Here is a 25,607-nt window from a genome sequence, read left to right on the forward strand (position 1 = left end):
GCCCTAGGTATAATCCGCGGCTTTTTGGCGGTTACAGGGTGGCGTGCGATGCGCGAGCAATTGCTGGCGGTGGAGAAGGCTCAGGCGATCAAGTGGCGCGATGGCGCGTTGTATCTGATCGACCAGCGTCTGCTGCCGCATCGGCAGGTCTGGCTGCGCTTCGATACCGCTGCGGAGGTGGCCGATGCGATTCGCGACTTGGTGGTGCGCGGCGCATCGGCGATCGGTATTGCCTGTGCCTGTGCCTATGCGCTGGTGCTGGGTGCGCGCGCCCGGCTGCAGGCGGGGGGAGACTGGCGTGGGGCGCTGGAGGCGGACGTTGAACTTCTGGAGCGTTCGCATCCTGCGGCGGTATACCTGTCCAGGGCGCTACAACGCATGCGTGAGCGTCTGGCGCGAATCAAGGATGGCGACGATGCCATCGCGCTGCTGGAGGCCGAGGCGGTCGGTATTCATGTCAGCGACCGTGAAGCGAATCTGGCCATGGCGCAGCTGGGTATGGAGCTGATCCGCAGGCATCAGGGCAATTCGCAGGTGTTGCTGACCCACGGCAATGCCGGTGCGCTGGCCACGGGGGGCTTTGGCACGGCGCTTGGGGTGATCCGCGCGGCGCATCTCGAGGGGCTGATCGAGCACGTCTATGTCGGCGAAACCCGTCCGGTCTGCTGGGGGCGCGGCTGAGCGCCTGGGAGCTGGCCGGCGACGGCGTGTCGGTCAGTCTCAATGCCGATGCGGCGGTGGCACACTTGATGAAAGCCAAGGGCGTCACCTGGGTGATCCTCGGCGCAGAGCGCATCGCCGCCAATGGTGATGTGGTCAATACCATCGGCACCTATCAGTTGGCGGTCAATGCCATGCATCACGGCGTGCGCCTGATGGTGGTCGCGCCGAGCTCGACCATCGACATGGGGCTTGAGAGCGGTGAGGACATCCTGCTCGAAGAGCGTGACGGGCGCGAGTTGCTGGAGGTGGCGGGGCAGGTAGTGGCCGCGGAGGTGCATGCCCTCAATCCGGCCTTCGACGTGACGCCTGCCGATCTGGTTGACTACATCGTGACCGAGAAGGGTGTAGTCGAACGTCCCGATAGCGCCAAGCTGGCGCAACTGATGTGCCGCAAGCGTCTGCATTGAGCTGGCCGTCCAGGCCCCTTTGCGGGGTAGGTGTGTGGCACGCTTTGTGATAATCTCCGGCAGTTTTCAAGGGGGCTGACCACAGCCACCTTCACTGCATCGAATCGTGACATAACTCGTTGATTTGTCGTGAGTCGCTGATGGCCTGACGCTATCGCGACGTGCTCCATGGCGTTCCGGAAGAATGACGCGGAGTTTCACCAGAAAAAGGAACCAGGCTTCTCATGGGCGAACTGGCCAAAGAAATCCTCCCGGTCAATATCGAAGACGAGCTGAAACAGTCCTACCTCGACTACGCAATGAGCGTGATCGTCGGTCGTGCGCTGCCGGATGCGCGCGATGGCTTGAAGCCGGTCCACCGTCGTGTGCTCTACGCCATGAGCGAGTTGGGCAACGACTGGAACAAGCCCTACAAGAAATCCGCCCGTGTGGTCGGTGACGTGATCGGTAAATACCACCCGCACGGCGACATCGCGGTATACGACACCATCGTGCGTATGGCACAGGACTTCTCCCTGCGCTATCTGCTGGTCGACGGCCAGGGCAACTTCGGTTCGGTGGACGGCGACAACGCCGCGGCCATGCGATACACCGAAGTGCGCATGACCAAGCTGGCGCATGAGCTGCTGGCCGACCTGGACAAGGAAACCGTCGACTGGGTGCCCAACTACGACGGCACCGAACAGATCCCGGCTGTCATGCCGACCAAGGTGCCGAACCTGCTGGTCAATGGTTCTTCCGGTATCGCCGTGGGCATGGCCACCAATATCCCGCCGCACAACCTCTCCGAGGTGATCGATGGCTGTCTGGCGCTGATCGACAACGCCGACCTGACCGTCGATGACCTGATGCAGTACATCCCGGGCCCGGACTTCCCTACTGCGGGCATCATCAACGGCCGTGCCGGGATCATCGAGGCCTATCGTACCGGCCGTGGGCGCATCTACATCCGCGCCCGTGTCGAGGTCGAGGACATCGACAAGGTTGGCGGTCGCCAGCAGCTGGTGGTCACCGAGCTGCCTTACCAGCTGAACAAGGCGCGCCTGATCGAGAAGATCGCCGAGCTGGTCAAAGAGAAGAAGATCGAAGGCATTACCGAGCTGCGTGACGAGTCCGACAAGGACGGCATGCGCGTGGTGATCGAACTGCGTCGCGGCGAAGTGCCGGACGTGGTGCTGAACAACCTGTACGCCCAGACCCAGATGCAGAGCGTGTTTGGCATCAACGTGGTGGCGCTGGTTGACGGTCAGCCCAAGACCATGAACCTCAAGGACATGCTCGAGGTGTTCGTCCGTCACCGCCGTGAAGTGGTGACCCGTCGCACCGTCTACGAGCTGCGCAAGGCGCGTGAGCGTGGCCACATCCTCGAAGGTCAGGCGGTGGCGCTGTCCAACATCGATCCGGTGATCGAACTGATCAAAGCCTCGCCGACCCCGGCCGAAGCGAAGGAGCGCCTGCTCGCCACTGCCTGGGAATCCAGCGCGGTGGAAGCCATGGTCGAGCGCGCTGGCGCCGACTCCTGCCGCCCGGAAGGGCTGGATGAGCAGTACGGTCTGCGTGACGGCAAGTACTACCTGTCGCCGGAGCAGGCTCAGGCCATTCTGGAGCTGCGTCTGCACCGCCTGACCGGTCTGGAGCACGAGAAGCTGCTGGCCGAGTACCAGGAAATTCTCGCTCTGATCGGCGAGCTGATCCGTATCCTGACCAGCCCCGAGCGTCTGATGGAAGTCATCCGCGAGGAGCTGGAAAAGGTCAAGGCCGAGTTCGGCGACAAGCGTCGTACCGAGATCATCGCTTCGCGTCAGGACCTGACCATTGCCGATCTGATCACCGAAGAAGAGCGTGTCGTCACCATCTCCCACGGCGGCTACGCCAAGAGCCAGCCGCTGGCCGCCTACGAGGCGCAGCGTCGCGGTGGCAAGGGCAAATCCGCCACCGGGGTGAAGGACGAGGACTACGTCGAGCACCTGCTGGTGGCCAACAGCCACGCGACCCTGCTGCTGTTCTCCAGCAAAGGCAAGGTCTATTGGCTGCGCACCTTCGAAATTCCCGAAGCCTCGCGTACTGCGCGCGGCCGTCCGCTGGTCAATCTGCTGCCGCTGGACGAGGGTGAGCGCATCACCGCGATGCTGCAGATCGATCTCGAAGCGCTGCAACAGAGCGCAGGTGCAGACGAAGACCTGGACGATGAAGGCGTGGTGATCGAAGGCGAAGCCACCGAGGTGGTCGAGGCCGAGGAGGTCGAAGAAGTCGAGGGTGAAACGCCCGAGCTCGTCGCCGAACCGACTGGCGCTTTCATCTTCATGGCTACCGCCTTCGGTACCGTGAAGAAAACCCCGCTGGTGCAGTTCAGCCGTCCACGCAGTGCCGGCCTGATCGCGCTGAAGCTGGAAGAGGGCGACACCCTGATCGCTGCTGCCATCACCGATGGTGCCAAGGAAGTCATGCTGTTCTCCGATGCCGGCAAGGTGCTGCGTTTCGCCGAGAGCAAGGTGCGCACCATGGGCCGTACCGCACGCGGCGTACGCGGCATGCGTCTGGGCAAGGATCAGCAGCTGATCTCCATGTTGATCCCCGAGTCTGGCGCGCAGATCCTCACCGCTTCGGAGCGCGGCTTCGGCAAGCGTACGGGGCTGGGTAAGTTCCCGCGTCGCGGCCGCGGCGGCCAGGGCGTTATCGCCATGGTCACCAGCGAGCGTAACGGCAAGCTGGTCGGCGCCATCCAGGTGCAGGACGGCGAGGAAATCATGCTGATTTCCGACCAGGGCACCCTGGTGCGTACCCGTGTCGACGAAGTGTCCAGCTCGGGCCGTAATACCCAGGGTGTGACCCTGATCAAGCTGGCCAAGGACGAGACCCTGGTCGGCCTGGAGCGCGTACAGGAGCCGACTCCGGTAGAAGATGACGAGCTGGTGGAAGGCGAAGAGGGCGCGGAAGTTGCCGAAAGCACCGACGCACCGATCACCGACGCCGAGGAAGGCAGCGAGGAATAAAGTTGGGCTCCGTGGGAGGGGTTTTGGCTGCGACTGTCGCCGCTAAAGCGCCTCCCATGGAGACCGGGATGGGTTGAGCGCAGCGATACCCATCGGCAAGCGGTGTGACATGCCATCGCCTGGTGGTGGCGTTCTGTGAATCTGAGAGAGACAGACGTGAGCAAGCGAGCTTTTAACTTCTGCGCCGGCCCGGCCGCGCTGCCGACCGCTGTACTGCAACGCGCCCAGGCCGAGATGCTCGACTGGCAGGGCAAGGGCCTGTCGGTGATGGAGATGAGCCATCGCAGCGACGATTACGTGGCCATCGCCAGCCAGGCCGAGCAGGACCTGCGTGATCTGCTCGCCGTGCCCAATGACTACAAGGTGCTGTTCCTGCAGGGCGGCGCGAGCCAGCAGTTCGCCGAGATTCCGCTGAACCTGCTGCCGGAAGACGGCGTGGCGGATTACGTCGAGACTGGCATCTGGTCGAAGAAGGCCATCGAGGAAGCCCGTCGCTACGGCGCCATCAATGTCGCCGCCAGCGCCAAGGCACACGACTATTTCGCCATTCCCGGGCAGAACGACTGGCAGCTGTCGAAGAATGCCGCCTACGTGCACTACTGCAGCAACGAAACCATCGGCGGTCTGCAGTTCGACTGGGTACCGCAGACCGGCGACATCCCGCTGGTGGTGGATATGTCTTCGGACATCCTTTCGCGGCCCATCGAGGTGTCCCAGTTCGGCCTGATCTATGCCGGTGCGCAGAAGAACATCGGCCCCAGCGGCCTGGTGGTGGTAATCGTCCGTGAGGACCTGCTCGGCCGTGCCCGCAGCGCCTGCCCGACCATGCTCGACTACAAGATCTCGGCCGATAACGGCTCGATGTACAACACCCCGGCCACCTATTCCTGGTACCTGTCCGGCCTGGTGTTCCAGTGGCTGAAGGAGCAGGGCGGTGTCGAGGCCATGGAGCGTATCAATCGCGCCAAGAAGGACCTGCTGTACAAGACCATCGACAGCAGCGATTTCTACAGCAACCCTATCGCTCACAACGCACGCTCCTGGATGAACGTGCCGTTCCGTTTGGCTGACGAAAAGCTGGACAAGGCCTTCCTCGCCGGCGCCGATGAGCGCGGTCTGCTCAACCTCAAGGGCCATCGTTCGGTCGGGGGCATGCGTGCCTCCATCTACAACGCCGTCGGCCTGGATGCGGTCGAGGCGCTGGTGGCCTACATGGTCGAGTTCGAGAAGGAGCATGGCTGACATGTCGGAGCAGGAACTGCAGGCGCTGCGTGTGCGCATCGATAATCTCGATGAGCGCATTCTCGAGCTGATCAGCGACCGCGCGCGCTGCGCCGAAGAAGTGGCGCGGGTGAAAATGAAGGAACTGAAGGAAGGCGAGTCGCCGGTCTTCTACCGCCCTGAGCGCGAGGCTCAGGTGCTCAAGCGCATCATGGAGCGCAACCAGGGCCCGCTGGGTAACGAGGAGATGGCGCGGCTGTTCCGCGAAATCATGTCCTCCTGCCTGGCCCTGGAGAACCCGCTGAAGGTTGCCTACCTCGGCCCCGAGGGCACCTTCAGTCAGGCCGCGGCGATGAAGCACTTCGGCCACGCCGTGATCAGCGTGCCGATGGCGGCCATCGACGAGGTGTTCCGCGAGGTGGCTGCCGGTGCGGTGAACTTCGGCGTGGTGCCGGTGGAAAACTCCACCGAAGGCGCAATCAACCACACCCTGGACAGCTTCCTCGAGCACGATATGGTGATCTGTGGTGAGGTGGAGCTGCGCATCCACCATCATCTGCTGGTAGGCGAGACCACCAAGACCGACAAGATCACCCGCATCTATTCTCATGCCCAGTCGCTGGCGCAGTGCCGCAAGTGGCTGGATGCGCACTACCCGAACGTCGAGCGCGTGGCGGTCTCCAGCAACGCCGACGCCGCCAAGCGGGTCAAGAGCGAATGGAACAGCGCGGCCATCGCCGGCGATATGGCCGCCAATCTGTATGGCCTGACCAAGCTGGCCGAGAAGATCGAAGATCGCCCGGACAACTCCACGCGATTCCTTATTATCGGCAGTCAGGAAGTGCCGCCGACCGGCGACGACAAGACCTCGATCATCGTCTCCATGCGTAACAAGCCGGGCGCGCTGCATGAACTGCTGGTGCCGTTCCATAACAACGGCATCGACCTGACCCGCATCGAGACCCGTCCGTCGCGCAGCGGCAAGTGGACCTACGTGTTCTTCATCGACTTCATCGGCCACCACCGTGATCCGCTGATCAAGGATGTGCTGGAAAAGCTCGCGCAGGAGGCCGTGGCACTGAAGGTGCTGGGCTCCTATCCCAAGGCGGTGTTGTAACCCGCGCCCTTGTAGGAGCGGCTTTTGGTCGCGATATTCGCGACTGAAGTCGCTCCTACAAAGCCTGTGGCGCTCGGTCGAGACAATGAGGTTGTGTAATGACTTGCGATTTCCTGACCCTGGCCCAGCCAGGCGTACAAAAGCTGTCCCCCTACGTACCAGGCAAGCCAGTCGATGAGCTGGCTCGTGAACTGGGGCTCGATCCGGCCGGTATCGTCAAACTGGCCAGCAACGAGAATCCGCTCGGCCCCAGCGACAAGGCACTGGCGGCGATTCGTGCCGAGCTGGACGAGCTGACTCGCTACCCGGATGGCAATGGCTTCACCCTCAAATCCGCCTTGGCTGATCGCTACGCTGTCGATGCGGCGCAAGTCACCTTGGGCAATGGCTCCAACGACATTCTCGAACTGGTCGCTCGTGCTTATCTGGCGCCTGGCCTGAACGCCGTTTTCAGCGACTATGCCTTTGCTGTTTACCCCATCGCTACCCAGGCGGTCGGCGCCCAGGGCAAGGTGGTGCCGGCCAGGGACTATGGTCACGACCTGGACGCCATGCTGGCGGCCATCGACGACAAGACGCGCGTGGTGTTCATCGCCAACCCCAACAACCCGACCGGGACCTGGTTCGGCCCTGAGGCACTGGAGGCCTTCCTGGCCAAGGTGCCTGAGTCGGTACTGGTAGTGCTGGACGAGGCATACATCGAGTACGCCGAAGGCGACGAACTGCCGGACGGCCTCGAGTATCTGGCGCGTTATCCCAATCTGCTGGTCTCGCGCACCTTTTCCAAGGCCTATGGCCTGGCATCGTTGCGGGTCGGTTACGCGATCAGCTCGCCAGCCATCGCCGATGTGCTCAACCGTGTACGCCAGCCGTTCAACGTCAACAGCCTGGCTCTGGCCGCTGCCTGCGCTGCGCTGAGTGACACCGACTACCTGGCCGAAAGTCGCCGTCTCAACGAAGCCGGCATGCAGCAGCTGGAAGATGGCTTACGCGCCCTGGGCCTCGGCTGGATTCCCTCCAAAGCAAACTTCATCGCCGTCGACTTCGGCCGCGATACCGCTGCGATCAACCAGGCACTGCTGCGTGAAGGGGTGATCGTGCGGCCAATGGCCGGTTACCGCATGCCCAACTTCCTGCGGGTCTCCATCGGTCTGCCGAGAGAGAATGCACGTTTCCTCGATGCTCTGGCCTCGGTGCTGTCCGCGTGACTGTCACTGCAGTGCAATCGACTGGTCCTAAGATCGGCCGCCTGGTGGTGGTAGGTCTCGGCCTGATCGGTGGGTCCTTTGCCAAGGGGCTGCGTGAACGGGGCCTGTGCCGGGAAGTGGTTGGTGTCGATCTGGATGCCGAATCGCGTCGCCTGGCCGTCCAGCTGGGCGTGGTTGACCGTTGCGAGAGCGACCTGGCTGCCGCCTGTCAGGGGGCGGAGGTCATTCAGTTGGCCGTGTCTATCCTGGCGATGGAGAAGGTGCTTGCGCAGTTGGCCGGGCTGGATCTTGGCGATGCCGTGCTCACCGATGTGGGGAGCGCCAAGGGCAATGTCGTGCGTGCCGCGCGCCTGGCTTTCGCCGGCAAGCCTGTGCGCCTGGTGCCGGGGCACCCCATCGCGGGTTCCGAGCAGAGTGGTGTAGAGGCCGCCAATGCCGAGCTGTTCCGTCGCCACAAGGTGATTCTGACGCCCTGCGAGCACAGCGATGAAGCTGCTGTGGCGCTGGTCGAAAACCTTTGGCGTGAGCTCGGCGCAGATGTCGAGTCCATGGACGTCGAACATCACGACCAGGTGCTGGCTGCTACCAGCCATCTGCCGCACTTGCTGGCCTTTACCCTGGTCGACTCGCTGGCCAAGCGCAGCGAGAACCTGGAAATTTTTCGCTATGCCGCCGGTGGTTTCCGCGATTTTACGCGGATCGCCGGCAGTGATCCGGTGATGTGGCACGATATCTTCCTCGCCAATCGCGAGGCCGTGTTGCGCACACTGGATACGTTTCGCGACGACCTCGACGCCTTGCGCGACGCGGTCGACGCCGGGGATGGGCATCAATTGCTGGGCGTATTCACCCGCGCCCGCGTGGCCCGCGAACACTTCAGCAAAATTCTGGCCCGCAGGGCCTATGTGGACGCTATGCACTCGACCGATCTGATTTTCCTGGCAAAACCTGGTAGCAGCCTGTCCGGACGTATCCGCGTACCCGGTGACAAATCCATTTCGCACCGTTCGATCATGCTGGGTTCGCTGGCAGAGGGTACCACCGAGGTCGAAGGCTTTCTCGAAGGCGAGGACGCCCTGGCCACCCTGCAGGCGTTCCGCGACATGGGCGTGGTCATCGAAGGGCCGCACCATGGCCGCGTGACCATTCACGGTGTTGGCCTCAAGGGCCTGAAGGCTCCGGCGGGCCCCTTGTACATGGGCAACTCCGGCACTTCCATGCGCCTGCTCTCCGGCCTGCTCGCTGCGCAGTCGTTCGATACCACCCTGACCGGCGATGCTTCGCTGTCCAAGCGCCCGATGAATCGCGTGGCCAAGCCGCTGCGTGAAATGGGCGCAGTGATCGAGACCGGTCCGGAAGGCCGTCCGCCGCTGACCATCAAGGGCGGCCAGCGCCTGACCGGCATGGACTATGAAATGCCCATGGCCAGTGCCCAGGTCAAATCCTGCCTGTTGCTGGCCGGCCTGTACGCTGCGGGCCGCACCTCGGTGACCGAGCCGGCGCCGACCCGCGATCACACCGAACGCATGCTGCGCGGCTTTGGTTACCCGGTCAGTGTCGAGGGCAGTACCGCCAGCGTCGAATCCGGCCACAAGCTGACCGCTACCCGCATCGAAGTGCCGGCCGACATCTCCTCGGCGGCCTTCTTCCTGGTCGCGGCCAGCATCACCGAAGGTTCCGAGCTGGTGCTGGAGCACGTCGGCATCAACCCGACCCGTACCGGAGTGATCGATATCCTCAAGCTGATGGGCGGCGATATCACCCTGGAAAATCAGCGCGAAGTGGGCGGCGAGCCAGTGGCCGATATTCGTGTACGTGCCGCCAAGCTCAAGGGCATCGACATTCCCGAAGACCTGGTGCCCCTGGCCATCGACGAGTTTCCGGTGCTGTTCGTAGCTGCGGCCTGTGCCGAAGGTCGCACCGTGCTGCGCGGCGCCGAGGAGCTGCGGGTCAAGGAATCCGATCGCATCCAGGTCATGGCCGACGGCCTGATTGCGCTTGGCGTCAAGGCCGAGCCGACCCCGGACGGCATCGTCATCGAGGGCGGCGCCATTGGCGGCGGCGAAGTCTGGGCGCATGGTGACCACCGTATCGCCATGTCCTTCAGTGTCGCCTCGCTGCGCGCCAGTGCGCCGATCCGTATCCATGATTGCGCCAACGTCGCTACCTCCTTCCCGAACTTCCTCGCCCTGGCGGCGCAAGTGGGGATCAATGTGGCTGAAGAGGGCAAGGCATGAACGCCCCGGTAATCACCGTCGACGGGCCGAGCGGGTCGGGCAAGGGCACCCTCTGCGCGTTGCTGGCCAAGCAACTGGGCTGGAATCTGCTCGACTCCGGCGCGCTGTATCGCCTGCTGGCCTTCGCTGCAGGCAATCACGGCATCGACCTGACCAACGAGGAAGCGCTCAAGCAATTGGCGGCGCACCTGGACGTACAGTTCATCGACAAGCGCATCATCCTCGAAGGCGAGGAGGTGACCGATGCCATCCGCAACGAGCAGGTGGGTGCGGGTGCCTCCATGGTTGCATCGTTGCCAGCGGTGCGCGAAGCGCTGCTGCAGCGTCAGCGGGCGTTTCAGGAAATGCCCGGCTTGGTGGCTGATGGGCGGGACATGGGCACCGTGGTGTTCACCGATGCGCCGCTCAAGGTTTTCCTCACTGCCAGTGCCGAGGAACGTGCACGCCGCCGCTACCTGCAGTTGAAGGCCAAGGGCGATGATGTTAATCTCGCGAGTCTTCTCGATGAGATACGGGCACGCGACGAGCGCGATACCCAGCGCGCGGTGGCACCGCTCAAGCCTGCTGCTGACGCAATCCTGCTGGATTCGACCGAGCTTTCCATCGAGCAGGTGCTTGAACGAATTCTGCGTGAGGTCGCCGATCGCGATCTCGCCGGCTAAGGACTTTCGGTTGCTTTAAATCGAAAAGTCCGCAAGGAGGCATGCGGGAGACCAGTCCTTGTCCCGCAGGCCTCTTTTTACATGAACGAACCCACATGGTCTGGAATGTGGTTTGGGCGAATCCCCGCCCTTGATCAACAGGAATCAACATGAGCGAAAGCTTTGCAGAACTTTTTGAAGAAAGCCTGAAATCCCTCGACATGCAGCCGGGTGCCATCATCACCGGCATCGTGGTCGACATCGACGGTGACTGGGTTACCGTTCACGCCGGTCTGAAGTCCGAGGGCGTCATCCCGCTCGACCAGTTCTTCAACGAACAAGGCGAGCTGACCATCAAGGTCGGTGACGAAGTCCACGTCGCGCTGGATGCGGTTGAAGATGGCTTCGGTGAAACCAAGCTGTCCCGCGAGAAAGCCAAGCGCGCTGAATCCTGGCTGGTTCTGGAAGCTGCGTTCAACGCTGAAGAAGTGGTCAAAGGCGTTATCAACGGTAAGGTCAAAGGCGGCTTCACCGTTGACGTCAACGGCATCCGCGCGTTCCTGCCGGGTTCCCTGGTTGACGTCCGTCCGGTGCGTGATACCACTCACCTGGAAGGCAAAGAGCTGGAATTCAAGGTCATCAAGCTGGACCAGAAGCGCAACAACGTTGTCGTTTCCCGTCGCAGCGTCCTGGAAGCCGAGAACAGCGCCGAGCGCGAAGCTCTGCTGGAATCCCTGCAGGAAGGCCAGCAAGTCAAAGGTATCGTCAAGAACCTCACCGACTACGGTGCGTTCGTTGACCTGGGCGGCGTAGACGGCCTGCTGCACATCACCGACATGGCTTGGAAGCGCATCAAGCATCCGTCCGAGATCGTCAACGTTGGCGACGAGATCGACGTCAAGGTTCTGAAGTACGATCGCGAGCGCAACCGCGTATCCCTGGGCCTGAAGCAGCTGGGCGAAGATCCGTGGGTTGCCATCAAGGCGCGTTACCCGGAAAACACCCGCGTCATGGCGCGCGTCACCAACCTGACCGACTACGGCTGCTTCGCTGAGCTGGAAGAAGGCGTTGAAGGTCTGGTGCACGTTTCCGAAATGGACTGGACCAACAAGAACATCCACCCGTCGAAGGTCGTCAACGTCGGCGACGAAGTGGAAGTCATGGTTCTGGACATCGACGAAGAGCGTCGTCGTATCTCCCTGGGTATCAAGCAGTGCAAGACCAACCCGTGGGAAGACTTCTCCGGCCAGTTCAACAAGGGTGACAAGATCTCCGGCACCATCAAGTCGATCACCGATTTCGGTATCTTCATTGGTCTGGACGGCGGCATCGACGGCCTGGTTCACCTGTCCGACATCTCCTGGAACGAAGCCGGCGAAGAAGCCGTGCGTCGCTTCAAGAAGGGCGACGAGCTGGAAACCGTCATCCTGTCGGTTGACCCGGAGCGCGAGCGCATCTCCCTGGGTATCAAGCAGCTGGAAGACGATCCGTTCAGCAACTACGTTTCCCTCAACGACAAGGGCACCATCGTCCGCGGCGTTGTGAAGGAAGTAGATGCCAAGGGCGCGATCATCGACCTGGGCAACGAAATCGAAGCCACTCTGAAAGCCTCCGAAATCAGCCGTGACCGCGTTGAAGACGCGCGCAACGTCCTGAAGGAAGGCGACGAAGTAGAAGCCAAGATCATCAGCGTCGACCGCAAGTCCCGCGTCATCAGCCTGTCCATCAAGTCGAAAGACGTCGAGGACGAGAAGGACGCAATGAAGGAACTGCGTAACAAGCAAGACGTTGAAAGCACCGGCCCGACCACCATTGGTGATCTGATCCGTGCTCAGATGGAAAACCAGAACTAAGTTCGGGTAATTCATCGAATAAAAAAGGGCGGCCCTCGGGTCGCCCTTTTTCGTTCATGCCTCCCCAAACGACGCTTCTGTAGGCGCAACGCCCGCGGCGAATAGCTGTCATCCCGTCATACTCCGGAGTTTTGCCACAAGGCAGTTGATCTACATAAGGCGTCTCGTTATCCCAACTAACTTCAAAACTCTCTAACGCCCCGTTTTTTAGGCTGTTCAAAAGCTGACCAGCGTGCTAAAACCGAACCGTCGAGTCTTCTAGCCGCTTGAAAAAGAAGGGAAAACCATGACCAAGTCGGAGTTGATCGAAAGAATTGTCACCCATCAGGGTCAGCTCTCCTCCAAGGATGTCGAGCTGGCCATTAAGACCATGCTGGAGCAAATGTCCCAGGCGCTGGCGACGGGGGATCGTATCGAAATTCGCGGCTTTGGCAGCTTCTCGCTGCACTATCGTGCTCCGCGCGTTGGGCGTAACCCCAAAACCGGCCAGTCGGTGCGTCTGGATGGCAAGTTCGTGCCGCACTTCAAGCCGGGCAAGGAGCTGCGTGATCGAGTTAACGAGGATGAGTGACTGCTATTTGTCTCGCGGCCGTTTGTGTGGGTTGCTTAGGCGGTTTATTCACGGCGTAAAGAAAAATTTTCGTGGACTCTGGTGAAAGAGCAAGTTGACCGGCTGAGGCGTTGGGGCGAATCGCAATCGCCAAGACAACTAGCGCTCACACTCTGCTCTTACCGCGTATCCTATTATCTTGCCGCTTTCTGGCTAGGCTATGAAGTCGTTGCCTTTCGCCCTGTTGCTCACCTTTCTGATTGTTAGAACTCCAGACTAGGCGAGTCCCAATGCTGACGCCGTCAGCAGGTCAGACTTTTATCTATTAAAGGCGGCTGAGCAAGGGTTGAACGTGATCTGTTAGACCAGCGTATGCTGCGCAGCGGCCTTGCGCAGGTTTGGCCGCTTGCGTTCGGACTGAACTGATCGACCGTCTGGGTCTGCTTTTCGCTTGGCTCAAGGCTTGAAGGCTTGAAGGCTTGAAGGCTTGATGCGGAAACTGCTTATAGCCACTCAGCAACTGGCCAGCTTGCACCGGCACTCTCAAAGGCTTTCGACAATCGCTTAGAAGTGGAGGTTGACCCCCTTGAGCGCGGGGGCTGTGAGCCACTTGGTCATCGATGAATTACCTTGCATCAAGGTCACCGCTGCGCTGCGATGATTATGAGTGCTGAGCGAATACGGGTGATGTGGGGGCACCGCAATAGGCGTTAGGCAGTTTGGCCGTTCTTTGAGCTTGGTTAGCGCTGCCAGTAAATCCAAGCGGTCGCCATGTGAACGAAGACCGCGTTCGACTTGGAAAGTGAAGCGGCACTGTCCTCAAGCCGAATTGTATGCAATGTGGCGACGCGCTATGGCGCGAGGTGTTCGACCGTATCCACATTGACCAATCGAACTTGCTGCGTGATAGCGCGCCGGCGCCTTGCCGTTGCGTAAATCATTAAGTCTCAAGGACAGCCAATCCTTACAGTTGCGGTATGTGCTCGCGGTTAACTAGCTATATGCCGCGATTTATTTGCTTACGGATGCACTGCAGGAATATTTGTTCTGCATCGAGCGTATGGAGAGCTGCAACGCTGGCGAACCCGGCCGCCGTCCCTACCCGACGTCGGCCAAGTGCTTTGCGGCAGTGGTCAGAAGTGGTACTTGACCAGTGCCTGCACGGCCGTCTGGTCGAAGCGATCGCCCGAACCATCCACCGGTTTCACGCCGTACTTGGCGCGCCACATGTTGATCTCGGTGCCGACGTAGAGCTGGCGTTCCTTGCCGAACAGGGCCTTGCCGGCGTCCCACTTGACCTGGATCGAGGAGCCTACCGAGGTCTGGGTGCCGGCATCGCGCGAAGGCGAGCGCCAGTCGACGAAGCCGTCGACGACGAAATCCTGATCGCCCAGGCTGAAGGGGTACGCGGCGCTGACGGTCAGCTGGGTGGCGTAGCCGTTGCTGTCGGCATCGGTGAAGAAGGTGTGGTTGTTGATCTTCACCTGATACAGGTTGGTCTTGAAGTAATTGAAACCCGGTATTTCCCAATCCAGGCCTATGCCGTACAGGTAGTTCTCCGGTCCCGGGCCGCCTTCGCCTTTCTCGTAGGTAAAGGCTGCATAGACATCCTTGATCGGGCCGGCAGCCAGCTTCTGCCCGGTCAGCCAGCTCAGGCTGACACGCGGTGAGAACTCCATGTAGTAGAAGGAGTTGCGGTCGTGCTGGCGGAAGGTGCCATTGTCGAAGCTGCCGCGTGTCTGCACGTTGTCGGCGCGGATGTAGTCGAGGAAGTAGAAGATGTCGCCCCAGGCCCAGCCGCTGGCGTGCTCGAAGGTGAAGGTGGTCTGGGTGCGCTGCTCTTCGGCATTGAAGTTCATGCGCTGGAAGTTCTCGCCATACAGGTAGGACAGGCTGTTGTCCTGCCAGTGGAGCAGGTCGCCGGCGAGCGTCTGCTGGCCGGAGAACAGTCCGGCAGAGAGGGCCAGGCAGTGAGGCAGATGCTTGAGTTTCATGAATTGTCCTTGTTTTTGAGGTGCAAGCAGGTGCCTCCCGGCAGAGGCTGCCGGGAGTGAATCGGTGTATTGCGGTTAACGGGGGTCAGCTGGTGCGCGCTTCCGGGGTAAGGTCACGGCTCAGAGTCTTGAGGCTGTTGTCATCGACGCTATCGTCGTCCTCGCGGTTCTGCAGCACGGTGTGCAGGTGCGCCTCGGGATCGTAGTCGTCCTCCTCCACTTCCTGCTGTTCGTCTGGCAGGAAAATGTTCAGCACGATGGCGCTGAAGGCTCCGATGGTAATCGGTGAGCCGAAGATGTTCTTCAACACGTCCGGCATGTGCGAGAGCACCTCCGGCACGCCGGCTACGCCCAGGCCCAGGCCCAGGGAGATGGCCACGATCAGCACGTTGCGACGGTGCAGACCGGCTTCGCTGAGAATCTTGATGCCGGCCACCGCGACGGTGCCGAACATGATCAACGTAGCGCCGCCGAGTACCGGCTTGGGCATCAGTTGCAACACTGCACCGACCACCGGAAAAAGGCCGAGCAGCACCAGTATGCCGGCGATGTAGAAGGCCACATGACGGCTGGCCACGCCGGTAAGCTGAATCACCCCGTTGTTCTGGCTGAAGGTGGTCATCGGCAGGCTGTTGAACATGGCGGCGACTGCCGAGTTGCAGCCGTCGGCCAGCACCCCGGACTTGATCCGGCGCATGTACAGCGGGCCCTTTACCGGCTGTTTGGAGATGATCGAGTTGGCGGTCAGGTCGCCAGCTGTCTCCAGCGGGGTGATCAGGAAGATCACGGCGATGGGCACAAAGGCGATCCAGTCGAAACCGAAGCCGTACTTGAACGGCTGCGGCACGCTGATCAGTGGTACCTCGGCCATGTTGGCGAAATCTACCCGGCCGGTGAACCAGGCTACGGCGAAGCCCAGGGTCAGGCCGATGATCACCGCGGAAAGGCGCAGTACCTGCGACGAGACGCGGTTGAGCACGACGATGGTGCCCAGCACCAGGCCGCCGAGCGCGAGGTGATGCAATGCGCCGAGATCTGGCGCGCCGTAGCCGCCGGCCAGGTCGGTCATGCCCACCTTGATCAGCGAAAGACCCATCAGGCAGATGATGGTGCCGGTCACCACCGGGGTGATGACCTTGCGCAACTTGTTGATGAACTGGCTGAAGGCGATCTCGACGAAGGCGGCGCAGAAGCAGATGCCGAACAGCGTGGCGAGTATTTCCTCCTCGCTGGCTCCGCGGCCCTTGACGATGAATCCCGCGCTGAGCACCACGCTGAGAAAACCGAAGCTGGTGCCCTGCAGGCATAGCAGGCCGGAGCCGATCGGGCCGATGCGCTTGGCCTGGACGAAGGTGCCGAGGCCGGAGACGAACAGCGCCATGCTCACCAGATACGGCACATGGGCACCGAGGCCCAGCGCGCTGCCGACGATCAGGGTGGGGGTAATGATGCCGACGAAGCTGGCCAGCACATGCTGCAGCGCCGCGAAGATGGCTGGGGCGAATGCCGGGGTGTCATCCAGCTGGTAGATCAGGTCGCTATTGCCGGAAGGCGCAGCGGGGGTAGGAGTGTTGCTGTCTGTGGTCATGTCATAGCCTGCCATTTGTTTTTATACGGTCATGGGCTTGCACGAGGCTTCACGGCACCTCTTTCCTGGTTACTAGAAAGTTGTCTAGGTGGTCAGGATGTGGCGACTATAGCAACTTGTGGACATGGTTAAAAACAATTTATTTATTGATTGTGCACAAAAAATGAACCGCCGGTCAGCTTGCGCTGCCGGCGGTTCATGGCTGTAAAAAGATGCCGCACCCAGTCACGGGCGCGACATGTGTGGCAATCAGTTGATCTGAGCGCCCTCGGCGATCCAGCTGCCGATCAGGTCACGTTCGTCCTGGGTCATCTGGGTGATGTTGCCCAGCGGCATGATCTGCGAAGCCACGGTTTGGGCGTGGATCTTCGCCGCCTGCGCCTTCATTTGCTCGGGGGTGTCGAGCATCAGGCCGGCCGGCGCTGCGCTGAACATCGGGCTGGTCGGGTTGGCCGAGTGGCACACGGTGCAGCGCTCATGGATCACGCTCTCGACCTGGGCGAAGTCGCTCGCACCCGCATTGGCGGCTGGTGCGCCGTCCGTGCTGGCGGCTTGCTCGACAGGAGTCGCTGCCGGGTTTGCTTGCTCGACCTTGGCCGGGGTTGTGCTGGCCGGTTGTTCGACGGCGGCTACTGGCGCAGCAGCTGGCGCGCGGTGCGCTGGAGAGGTGACATAAGCCAGGCAGATCATGCCCAGCGCTGCGGCCGGCAGGGTCCAGACGTACTTGCTGCTGTCATGGCGGGTGTTGAAGTAGTGACGCACCAGCACGGCCAGGACCGCGATGCCAGCCAGGATCGCCCAGTTAAACTGGCTGCCGTAGGTGCTCGGGAAGTGGTTGCTGATCATGATGAACAGCACCGGCAGGGTGAAGTAGTTGTTGTGCCGTGAGCGCAGCAGGCCCTTGGCCGGCAGTACTGGGTCGGGCGTGCGGTTCTCTTCGATGGCCTTAACCAGCGCACGCTGGGCCGGCATGATGGTGAAGAACACGTTGCCGACCATGATGGTGCCGATGATCGCGCCGACATGAATGTATGCCGCGCGGCCGCTGAAGATCTGGCTGAAACCATAGGCGGCGGCGATGATCAGCACGAACAGCACGGCGCCGAGCAGGGCGGGGCGCTTGCCCAGGGGCGAGTCGCAGAGGAAGTGGTAGATCACATAGCTGATCGCCATGGAGCCGAGGCCGATGGCGATGCCCATTGCCGGGGACAGCTCGACGCCCGGCTTGACCAGGTACAGGCTGGGGTTGAGATAGTACACCACCAGCAGCAGGGCGACGCCCGACAGCCAGGTGGCATAGGCCTCCCATTTGAACCAGTGCAGGTTCTCCGGCATTTTCGGTGGGGCCAGCTTGTACTTTTCCAGGTGGTAGATACCGCCGCCGTGAATCGCCCAGAGGTCGCCCGACAGGCCCTCGCGGGGGTTGCTCCGGTTGAGGTTGTTCTCCAGCCAGACGAAATAGAAGGATGCGCCGATCCAGGCGATACCGGTGATCATATGGATCCAGCGGATGCCCAGGTTTAGCCATTCGGTGAAATGTGCTTCCACGATTCGTACCTCTTTTCCCGGGGGAGGCACGCCAGCCCCGGGCTTCTCTTATTGGTGGGGGTTGAGGAGAAGGAGCTCGTCCTCATTGAAGAAATGCTCATCGCAGTTGTTGCCGGAACCACTGCGATCAACCACCAGGAAGTCATCCCGCTTTTCGATCGTCAGCACCGGGTGGTGCCAGACGCCGCGATGGTAATTGACGCCCTGCCTGCCATTGCTGAGGAAGGCACGGACGGACCCTGATACAGGTACATCGCCAAGTGGCGCGACCACGATCAGAAAGGGGTTGCCGAGCAGCGGGATAAAGGCCTGGCTGCCCAGCGGATGGCGTTCCAGCATGCGGATGGTCAGTGGCATCTCCAGTGCTTCGGCGCTGAAGATGCTGATGATGGCCTTGTCCTCCGGCTGCGCGGTCTCCACCGTGGCCAACTTGTGATAGCGGCGGGTGGAGCCGTTGTTGATCATGAAGAAGTCGCTGCCCTCGGTTTCGATCACGTCACCGAAAGGGGCGAAGGCTTCTTTGCTCAGGGGCTCGATGGTCAGGCTACGCATGGCTGTTCTACTTGTTCTGTTCGATTGTCGGGGCTGCTGCAGGCTTAAAGCTGCTGCAGACGGAAGAGGGCGATCTTGTTGATCTCGGCCAGGGCGGTGGCGAATTCCTGCTCTGGCGTGTTGTGAATGCGCTCCTCGAAGGCGGCCAGGATCTGGTGGCGGTTGCTGCCCTTGACGGCCTTGATGAAGGGAAAGCCGAACTTGGCCTTGTAGGTGTCGTTGAGCTCGGTGAAGCGGGCGAACTCCTCGGCGGTGCACTCATGAATGCCGGCGCCGGACTGTTCGGCGGTGCTCGAAGCGGTCAGCTCGCCACGCACTGCAGCCTTGCCGGCCAGGTCCGGGTGCGCGTTGATCAGTGCCAACTGCGCATCGGCGCTGGCGGACAGCAGGATGTCGGCCATGCGCTGCTGCAGACTGTCGATATCGTCCACGCTTTCGTCCAGACCGAGGTCATAGGCTTTCTCGGCGACCCAGGGCGAGTGCTCGTAGATGTCGGCGAAGGCTGCGACGAACTCCTCGCGGCTCAACTGGGACGGGGTCAGGGTTTGGAAACGGCTCATGGACGGCTCTCTCATTCGGTCGCGCGGAAGGGGTGGTTGGCGTGCCAGTGTCTGGCGATATCGACGCGGCGGGCGCACCAGACCTTGTCATGGCTTTTCACGTAGTCGATGAAGCGTGCCAGCGAGGCCAGGCGCGCCGGGCGCCCGAGCAGGCGGCAGTGCATGCCGATCGACAGCATCTTCGGCGCGCCGGCCTGGCCTTCTGCATAGAGCACGTCGAAGGCATCCTTGAGGTACTCGAAGAAATCGTCGCCCTTGTTGAAGCCCTGCACCTGGGTGAAGCGCATGTCGTTGGTGTCCAGGGTGTAGGGGATCACCAGGTGCGGCTTCTCCGCGGTGCTGGCCGGGTCCCAGTAGGGCAGGTCGTCGTCGTAGGTGTCGGAGTCGTAGAGGAAACCGCCTTCCTCGCGCACGATGCGCCGGGTGTTCGGCCCCAGGCGGCCGGTATACCAGCCCAGCGGGCGCTCGCCGGTCAGCTCGGTGAGGATGCGGATGGCCTCGAGCATATGCTCGCGCTCGGTGGTTTCGTCGACATTCTGGTAGTCGATCCAGCGGTAGCCGTGGCTGCAAATCTCGTGGCCGGCGGCGACCATCTGGCGAATCACCTCGGGGTGACGCTGGGCGGCCATGGCCACGGCGAAGATGGTCAGCGGGATGTCGTGCTTCTTGAACAGCTCGAGCAGGCGCCAGACACCGGCGCGGCTGCCGTATTCGTACAGCGATTCCATGCACAGGTTGCGCTGGCCCTGCAATGGCTGGGCGGCGACCATCTCGGAGAGGAAAGCCTCGGATTCCTTGTCCCCATGAAGAATGTTGCGCTCGCCACCTTCCTCGTAATTGAGCACGAACGACAGGGCGATGCGGGCATCGCCCGGCCAGTGCGGATGGGGCGGGTTGGCGCCGTAGCCGATCAAATCGCGTGGGTAATCAGCATTCACTGCAGTCTTCCTATCTGGATCGTGGCGGTCACTGCGCATGACAATGGGGGCTGCGCGACCGGGATGGATAATTGTATACAAAGTTAGTTGCCGTTTGTAAATCGACTTTTTACGCTTTTCTTCACTATAGGCTGCGACGTCGAAATTGACCGAGTGGCCAGCAACCTGCGCTGGTAAAGCCGTGATTGCTAGCTTTGGACGATGTGGATCATGAACCTTTATGGTGCGTTGCCGGCGCGACCAATAAATTTATTGTGTACAATTTATGGTTAAAATGTTTTATATTCGAGCTGCATGCTATCCTGCCATCGCGTCGGAGCACTGCGACGAGCCGATTTCAACAGAGTAGAGGAGGTGTGGTGTTCGTTGGGCGCAGGTCGCCACGAGCATCCGAGACCCATGGGACGTTTAACTACGCATGTACTGGACGCCGCGCACGGCTGCCCAGGGAGTGACATCAAGGTCGAGCTGTATCGCGTCGAAGGCGCGCAGCTGGAGCTGATCAACAGCGTGACCACCAACCACGACGGCCGTTGCGATGCGCCGGTGCTGCAGGGCGGAGACTACCGCACGGGCGTGTATCAGCTGCACTTCCATGCCGGCGACTACTACCGTGCCCGTGGCGTGAAACTGCCCGAGCCGGCCTTCCTCGATGTGGTGGTGCTGCGCTTCGGCATCGATGCCGGCCAGGAGCACTACCACGTGCCGCTGCTGATTTCCCCTTACAGCTACTCCACCTACCGCGGTAGCTGACTGACAGGCGGGCCAACAGCCTGCCAGACGAATGCTTGTCACCCTCAGACTCGTTTGAGTCCTTACGCCCGCTCACACTGCGGGCTTTTTTTCGTCTGCGTGTAGGGTGCGCCGTAGCCCGGATGAAATCCGGGGCCGGCGATATGCTTGCGACGAGCGCGTCTGTAGTTGCCGGGCCAAACGAAAAGCCCCGGCACAGGGCCGTAATGCTGTTCGCATAAGAAATGGTCGGACGCGATTAGTCCCCTCGCCCCTTTGGGGAGAGGGGAAACTGGCAGTTTTGCGGTGTTTTCAGCCCTCTCCCCCAGCCCCTCTCCCATAAATGGGAGAGGGGAGCCAAACGTGTGCGACCTTAAGTGAACAGCATTCGGCACAGGGCTAGGGCTTCGATCAACGAAGGGTTTGCCCTCAGAGGAAGGCGAACTTGGCGATGAAGATAACGCACAGCACGTACAGACTCAGCGATACCTTGTCGCGCTGGCCTGTCAGCAGCTTCAGCGTCGCGTAGGTAAGGAAGCCCAGGGCGATGCCGTTGGCGATGGAGAAGGTCAGCGGCATCATCACCACCGTGACGATGGCTGGAATGGTGTCGGTGTGATCCTTCCAGTCGATGTGCGCCATGCCGCTCATCATCAGCATCGCCACGTAGATCAGCGCGCCGGCGGTGGCGTAGGCGGGGATCATGCCGGCCAGCGGGGCGAAGAACATCGCGGCGAGGAACAGGATGCCGACGGTGACGGCGGTCAACCCGGTGCGGCCACCGGCGGCGACGCCCGAAGCGCTCTCGACGTAGCTGGTCACCGGCGGACAGCCGACCATGGCGCCCACCACGCTGGAGGTGGAGTCGGCCTTCAGCGCCTTGGACAGGTTGTGGATCTTGCCGTCCTCATCCACCAGGTTGGCGCGGTGGGCCACGCCCATCAGGGTGCCGGCGGTGTCGAACATGTTCACGAAGAGGAAGGCCAGGATCACGCTGATCATCGCCACATTGAAGGCGCCGGCGATATCCATGGCCAGGAAGGTCGGCGCCAGGCTCGGTGGCATCGACACGAGGCCGCCGTACTCCACCAGGCCCAGGGCCCAGCCCAGGGCGGTGACGCCGAGCATGCTGAACAGAATGGCGCCGAATACGTTGCGGTGGCTGAGCACCGCGATCAGCAGGAAGCACACCGCCGCGAGCAGCGCAGAAGGATTGCCGAACGAGCCCATGGTCAGCAGGGTGGCCGGGCTGTCGACGACGATGCCAGCGGTCTTCAGGCCGATCAGGCCGAGGAACAGGCCGACCCCGGCGCCCATGGCGAAGCGCAGGCTCATCGGGATGCTGTTGAGCAGCCACTCGCGAATCTTCGACAGACTCATGATCATGAACAGCACCCCGGAGATGAACACCGCGCCGAGGGCGATCTGCCAGCTGTAGCCCATCTCGCCGACCACGGTGTAGGTGAAGAAGGCGTTCAGGCCCATGCCTGGCGCCAGGCCCACCGGCCAGTTGGCGTACAGCCCCATCAGGAAGCAGCCCAGGGCTGCGCCGATGCAGGTGGCGACGAAGGCGGCGCCATGATCGATACCGGCGCCGGCCATGATGTTGGGGTTGACGAAGATGATGTAGGCCATGGTGACGAAGGTCGTCAGGCCCGCCAGCAGCTCGGTCTTGATGGTGGTGCGGTGCTCGGTCAGTTTGAAGAAGCGGTCGAGCAGGCCGCCCCTTGCCAGTTGATTCGCGTGTTGTTCTTGTCTGACGCTTTCCACAGCGGGTACTCCTCATCTCTCTTGTTGTGTACCGCCCAGAGCGTTGCGCAAGAACAATGCTCTCTGAGGCAGGCGGTGTTTCAGTGGTGCTTCCTGGCTAAGTTGTTGACCGAGCGGTCAAGAAGTCACTCAGGCGCGATTATGATGTTGTATACAAAAAATGCAATTAATGTTTTTAATGTTGCATTAATCGCACCAGTTGACGGGGCGGGCATGAGTGCGACGGGATTTGGCGACAATCCACCAAGCCTTGAAGTTAAAAGTCTTTAAAAACAACTAGATAAGATCGCTGCTGGCAAGGGGGCTCTGGCTGCCTCGGCAATCATCTGCATGCTGTAGGTCGCCCTTAGCTGCAAATGAGCTGAGGCGGGGCCTGTATATAAAGAAAGGATTTGATGTGTTGCACTCAGACTGAGACAGTCTGCTGCCGTTGAGCAGCTATGACGTCGTACGACGCAGGTGTAGTGGCTGATTGACTTGTGTACAATTGCTCGAATTTTTTTCTGATGTTTTTTCGCTCGGAGCTTGTCAGCTACCGGGTAGAACACAGTAGAGTCGCAGTGTCGCCGACTCTCATTGACGCGAGCCAGAATGAACGATCAATTGCAGCCACTGAAGAAGCAGCCGCGTGCGGGCAAAAGCAGCCGCAGCGGGACTCAGGACGATGTCGTATATGCCCACATTTTCGATGCCATTCTCGAGCAGCGTCTGGCGCCCGGCACCAAGCTGAGCGAAGAGGCGCTGGGTGAGATCTTCGGCGTCAGCCGCACCATCATTCGCCGCGCCCTGTCGCGCCTGGCCCACGAGGGTGTGGTGCTGCTGCGCCCGAACCGCGGTGCGGTGGTGGCCAGCCCCAGTGTCGAAGAAGCCCGGCAGATCTTCTATGCGCGCCGCCTGGTCGAGCGGGCCATCACCGAGCTGGCCGTCGAGCATGCCACCGCCGAGCAGCTGGCCGAGCTGCGGCAGATGGTCAAGGACGAGCAAGACAGCTTCTCCCGCGGTGATCGTGGTGCCGGCATCCGCCTGTCCGGCGAGTTCCACCTGAAGCTGGCCGAGGCCGCGCGCAATGCGCCGCTGGTGAGCTTCCAGCGCAGCCTGGTGTCGCAGACTTCGCTGATCATCGCCCAGTACGAAAGCGGCAGCCGCTCGCATTGCTCCTACGACGAACACAACCAGTTGATCGACGCCATCGAGGCGCGCGATGCCGAGCGTGCGGTGCACCTGATGATGCACCACATGGACCACATCGACAGCAAGCTCAACCTGGACGAGGAAAGCGCCTCGGACGACCTGCACGCGGTGTTCTCGCACCTGCTGCAGACCAAGAAAAAGCCCGGCCGCAACGCTGCCAATCGCTGATTCGTTGCATGCAAATTAAGAAAGCCCCGCTGCGCGAGCAGCGGGGCTTTTTCATTGCTGAGACGATGTGGCTGAGGTGAGAAGCATTTGTAGGAGCGAATTCATTCGCGATGCTGTCGAGGCATTGGCTACAGCCTGATCGCGGATAAATCCGCTCCTACAAGGGCGCGCAGATCATCGGGCTCAATCGCGCTGGTGCACTGATACACCAGCCGCGAAGGTTTCCTTCACCGCACGGTCGTCGCCGAGCATGGTCAGGGCGAACAAACGCTCTTCCAGGCTCTTGGCCTGCTGCATGCGGTAGCTCATCAGCGGTGTGGCGTTGTAGTCCAGCACCAGGAAGTCGGCGTCCTTGCCGGGCAGGAAGTTGCCCAGCTTGTCGTCCAGATACAGTGCATTGGCGCCGCCCAGCGTGGCCAGGTACAACGACTTGAAGGGGTCGAGTTTCTTGCCCTGCAGCTGCATGATCTTATATGCCTCGTTCAGCGACTGCAGCTGACTGAAGCTGGTGCCGGCGCCGACGTCGGTACCTAGCCCGACGCGCACACCATGGACTTCCAGCTTGTTCAGGTCGAATAGGCCGCTACCGAGGAACAGGTTGGAGGTGGGGCAGAAGGCCACCGCCGAGCCGGTTTCGGCGAGGCGCTTGCACTCGTCGTCGCACAGGTGCACGCCATGGGCGAACACCGCGCGCGGGCCGATCAGCTTGTGGTGGTCGTAGACATCCAGATAGCCCTTGCGCTCGGGAAACAGTTCCTTGACCCATTCGATTTCCTTGCGGTTCTCGGACAGGTGAGTGTGCATGTACAGATCCGGGTATTCGCTCAGCAGCTTGCCGGCCAGCTCCAGTTGCTCCGGCGTACTGGTGGGGGCGAAGCGCGGGGTGACCGCATAGTGCAGGCGACCCTTGCCGTGCCAGCGTTCGATCAGGGCCTTGCTCTCGGCATAGCCGGATTCGGCGGTGTCGGTCAGGTAGTCCGGGGCGTTGCGATCCATCAGCACCTTGCCGGCGATCATGCGCAGGTTGAGCTTGTCGGCCTGTTCGAAGAGGGCGTCCACCGACTGCGGGTGCACGGTGCCGAACACCAGGGCGGTGGTGGTGCCGTTGCGCAGCAGTTCCTTGAGAAAGATCGCCGCCACGTCGCTGGCGTGCGCCTTGTCTTCGAACTGCCGCTCGGTGGGGAAGGTGTAGGTGTTGAGCCAGTCCAGCAACTGCTCGCCGTAGGAAGCAATCATCCCGGTCTGCGGGTAGTGGATATGGGTGTCGATGAAACCGGGGGTAATCAGCGCGTCGCGGTACTCGGTGACTTCGACGCCGGCCAGCTTCGGCAACAGCTCAGTGGCGGGGCCAACCTGAGCGACCTTGCCATTTTCGATCAGCAGGATGCCGTCCTCGAAGTATTCGTAGGACTGCTCGACACCGACCACGGCGGGATCGGCGAGGCTGTGCAGGATGGCGGCGCGGTAGGCTTTGCGGGTGTTGCTCATCATTTGGATCTCATGAGTTGATCAATACTGTTCGCTTAGTACTGGGCGAGCGCGGTCAGTCCCCTCGCCCCTCTGGGGAGAGGGCTAGGGAGAGGGGGAAACTGGCAGCCTCGCGGTGTTTTCGGCCC

18 protein-coding genes and 1 pseudogene are annotated in these 25,607 nt (G+C 61.4%); 11 read left to right on the forward strand and 8 right to left on the reverse strand.

Going from position 1 to position 25,607, the window contains the following annotated elements; all coding sequences use genetic code 11:
• Nucleotides 1-48: 48 nt before the first annotated feature.
• The 9 genes and pseudogenes from mtnA (at nt 49) to ihfB (ending at nt 12,971) form a co-directional block, all read left to right on the forward strand.
• Nucleotides 49-1,130, forward strand: a pseudogene (gene mtnA / locus GYB81_RS05460) (S-methyl-5-thioribose-1-phosphate isomerase).
• Nucleotides 1,131-1,354: 224 nt separating this feature from the next.
• A complete protein-coding gene (gene gyrA, locus GYB81_RS05465) occupies nt 1,355-4,123 on the forward strand; it encodes a DNA gyrase subunit A (RefSeq protein WP_161897749.1) in 2,769 nt (922 codons plus the stop codon).
• Nucleotides 4,124-4,279: 156 nt separating this feature from the next.
• Nucleotides 4,280-5,365: a 3-phosphoserine/phosphohydroxythreonine transaminase gene (gene serC, locus GYB81_RS05470; RefSeq protein WP_161897750.1), complete on the forward strand. Its 1,086-nt coding sequence runs from the start codon at nt 4,280-4,282 to the stop codon at nt 5,363-5,365.
• Between the two features lies 1 nt (nt 5,366).
• The gene (pheA, locus tag GYB81_RS05475) at nt 5,367-6,461 is read left to right on the forward strand and encodes a prephenate dehydratase (RefSeq protein ID WP_161866250.1); all 1,095 of its coding nucleotides are present in this window, start codon (nt 5,367-5,369) and stop codon (nt 6,459-6,461) included.
• A 98-nt stretch (nt 6,462-6,559) separates the two neighbouring features.
• On the forward strand, nt 6,560-7,669 hold the full coding sequence (hisC, locus tag GYB81_RS05480; protein WP_161866249.1) for a histidinol-phosphate transaminase: 1,110 nt from the start codon (nt 6,560-6,562) through the stop codon (nt 7,667-7,669).
• Nucleotides 7,666-9,906 (forward strand): bifunctional prephenate dehydrogenase/3-phosphoshikimate 1-carboxyvinyltransferase, encoded by a 2,241-nt coding sequence (locus GYB81_RS05485; protein ID WP_161866248.1) that lies wholly within the window; start codon nt 7,666-7,668, stop codon nt 9,904-9,906. Before hisC ends, GYB81_RS05485 begins: the two co-directional genes overlap by 4 nt.
• A complete protein-coding gene (gene cmk, locus GYB81_RS05490) occupies nt 9,903-10,568 on the forward strand; it encodes a (d)CMP kinase (protein ID WP_161866247.1) in 666 nt (221 codons plus the stop codon). Before GYB81_RS05485 ends, cmk begins: the two co-directional genes overlap by 4 nt.
• A 149-nt stretch (nt 10,569-10,717) precedes the next feature.
• The gene (rpsA, locus tag GYB81_RS05495; protein WP_012018329.1) at nt 10,718-12,400 is read left to right on the forward strand and encodes a 30S ribosomal protein S1; all 1,683 of its coding nucleotides are present in this window, start codon (nt 10,718-10,720) and stop codon (nt 12,398-12,400) included.
• Nucleotides 12,401-12,686: 286 nt separating this feature from the next.
• Complete coding sequence (gene ihfB / locus GYB81_RS05500) at nt 12,687-12,971, forward strand: integration host factor subunit beta (protein WP_003243558.1); 285 nt, start codon at nt 12,687-12,689, stop codon at nt 12,969-12,971.
• A 1,112-nt stretch (nt 12,972-14,083) separates the two neighbouring features.
• Here the strand turns inward: ihfB and GYB81_RS05505 are convergent.
• From GYB81_RS05505 to puuE, 6 genes are all read right to left on the reverse strand, one after another.
• Entirely contained in the window at nt 14,084-14,944 is an 861-nt protein-coding gene (locus GYB81_RS05505; protein ID WP_161866246.1) for an outer membrane protein OmpK, read from the reverse strand.
• An 85-nt stretch (nt 14,945-15,029) separates the two neighbouring features.
• Entirely contained in the window at nt 15,030-16,547 is a 1,518-nt protein-coding gene (locus tag GYB81_RS05510) for a nucleobase:cation symporter-2 family protein (RefSeq protein WP_161866245.1), read from the reverse strand.
• A 234-nt stretch (nt 16,548-16,781) separates the two neighbouring features.
• On the reverse strand, nt 16,782-18,080 hold the full coding sequence (locus tag GYB81_RS05515) for a urate hydroxylase PuuD (RefSeq protein WP_161866244.1): 1,299 nt from the start codon (nt 18,078-18,080) through the stop codon (nt 16,782-16,784).
• 48 nt (nt 18,081-18,128) lie between these two features.
• Nucleotides 18,129-18,632, reverse strand: coding sequence for an ureidoglycolate lyase (locus GYB81_RS05520; protein ID WP_003243314.1), 504 nt, complete (start codon nt 18,630-18,632; stop codon nt 18,129-18,131).
• A gap of 44 nt (nt 18,633-18,676) precedes the next feature.
• Nucleotides 18,677-19,192, reverse strand: coding sequence for a 2-oxo-4-hydroxy-4-carboxy-5-ureidoimidazoline decarboxylase (uraD, locus tag GYB81_RS05525; protein WP_161866243.1), 516 nt, complete (start codon nt 19,190-19,192; stop codon nt 18,677-18,679).
• 11 nt (nt 19,193-19,203) lie between these two features.
• A complete protein-coding gene (puuE, locus tag GYB81_RS05530; RefSeq protein ID WP_161866242.1) occupies nt 19,204-20,130 on the reverse strand; it encodes an allantoinase PuuE in 927 nt (308 codons plus the stop codon).
• A gap of 399 nt (nt 20,131-20,529) precedes the next feature.
• Between puuE and uraH the strand changes: the two genes are divergently transcribed.
• Nucleotides 20,530-20,883, forward strand: coding sequence for a hydroxyisourate hydrolase (uraH, locus tag GYB81_RS05535; protein ID WP_161866241.1), 354 nt, complete (start codon nt 20,530-20,532; stop codon nt 20,881-20,883).
• A gap of 408 nt (nt 20,884-21,291) precedes the next feature.
• Here uraH and GYB81_RS05540 read toward each other — a convergent pair whose 3' ends face one another.
• Nucleotides 21,292-22,632 (reverse strand): NCS2 family permease, encoded by a 1,341-nt coding sequence (locus tag GYB81_RS05540; protein WP_161866240.1) that lies wholly within the window; start codon nt 22,630-22,632, stop codon nt 21,292-21,294.
• Nucleotides 22,633-23,223: 591 nt separating this feature from the next.
• Between GYB81_RS05540 and GYB81_RS05545 the strand changes: the two genes are divergently transcribed.
• Entirely contained in the window at nt 23,224-23,991 is a 768-nt protein-coding gene (locus GYB81_RS05545) for a GntR family transcriptional regulator (RefSeq protein ID WP_037050562.1), read from the forward strand.
• Nucleotides 23,992-24,174: 183 nt separating this feature from the next.
• Here the strand turns inward: GYB81_RS05545 and guaD are convergent, their stop codons facing one another.
• The gene (guaD, locus tag GYB81_RS05550; protein ID WP_161866607.1) at nt 24,175-25,479 is read right to left on the reverse strand and encodes a guanine deaminase; all 1,305 of its coding nucleotides are present in this window, start codon (nt 25,477-25,479) and stop codon (nt 24,175-24,177) included.
• Nucleotides 25,480-25,607: the final 128 nt, after the last annotated feature.

The sequence above is a fragment of the Pseudomonas yangonensis genome (genome assembly GCF_009932725.1).
In the GTDB taxonomy this organism is placed as follows: Bacteria; Pseudomonadota; Gammaproteobacteria; order Pseudomonadales; family Pseudomonadaceae; genus Aquipseudomonas; species Aquipseudomonas yangonensis.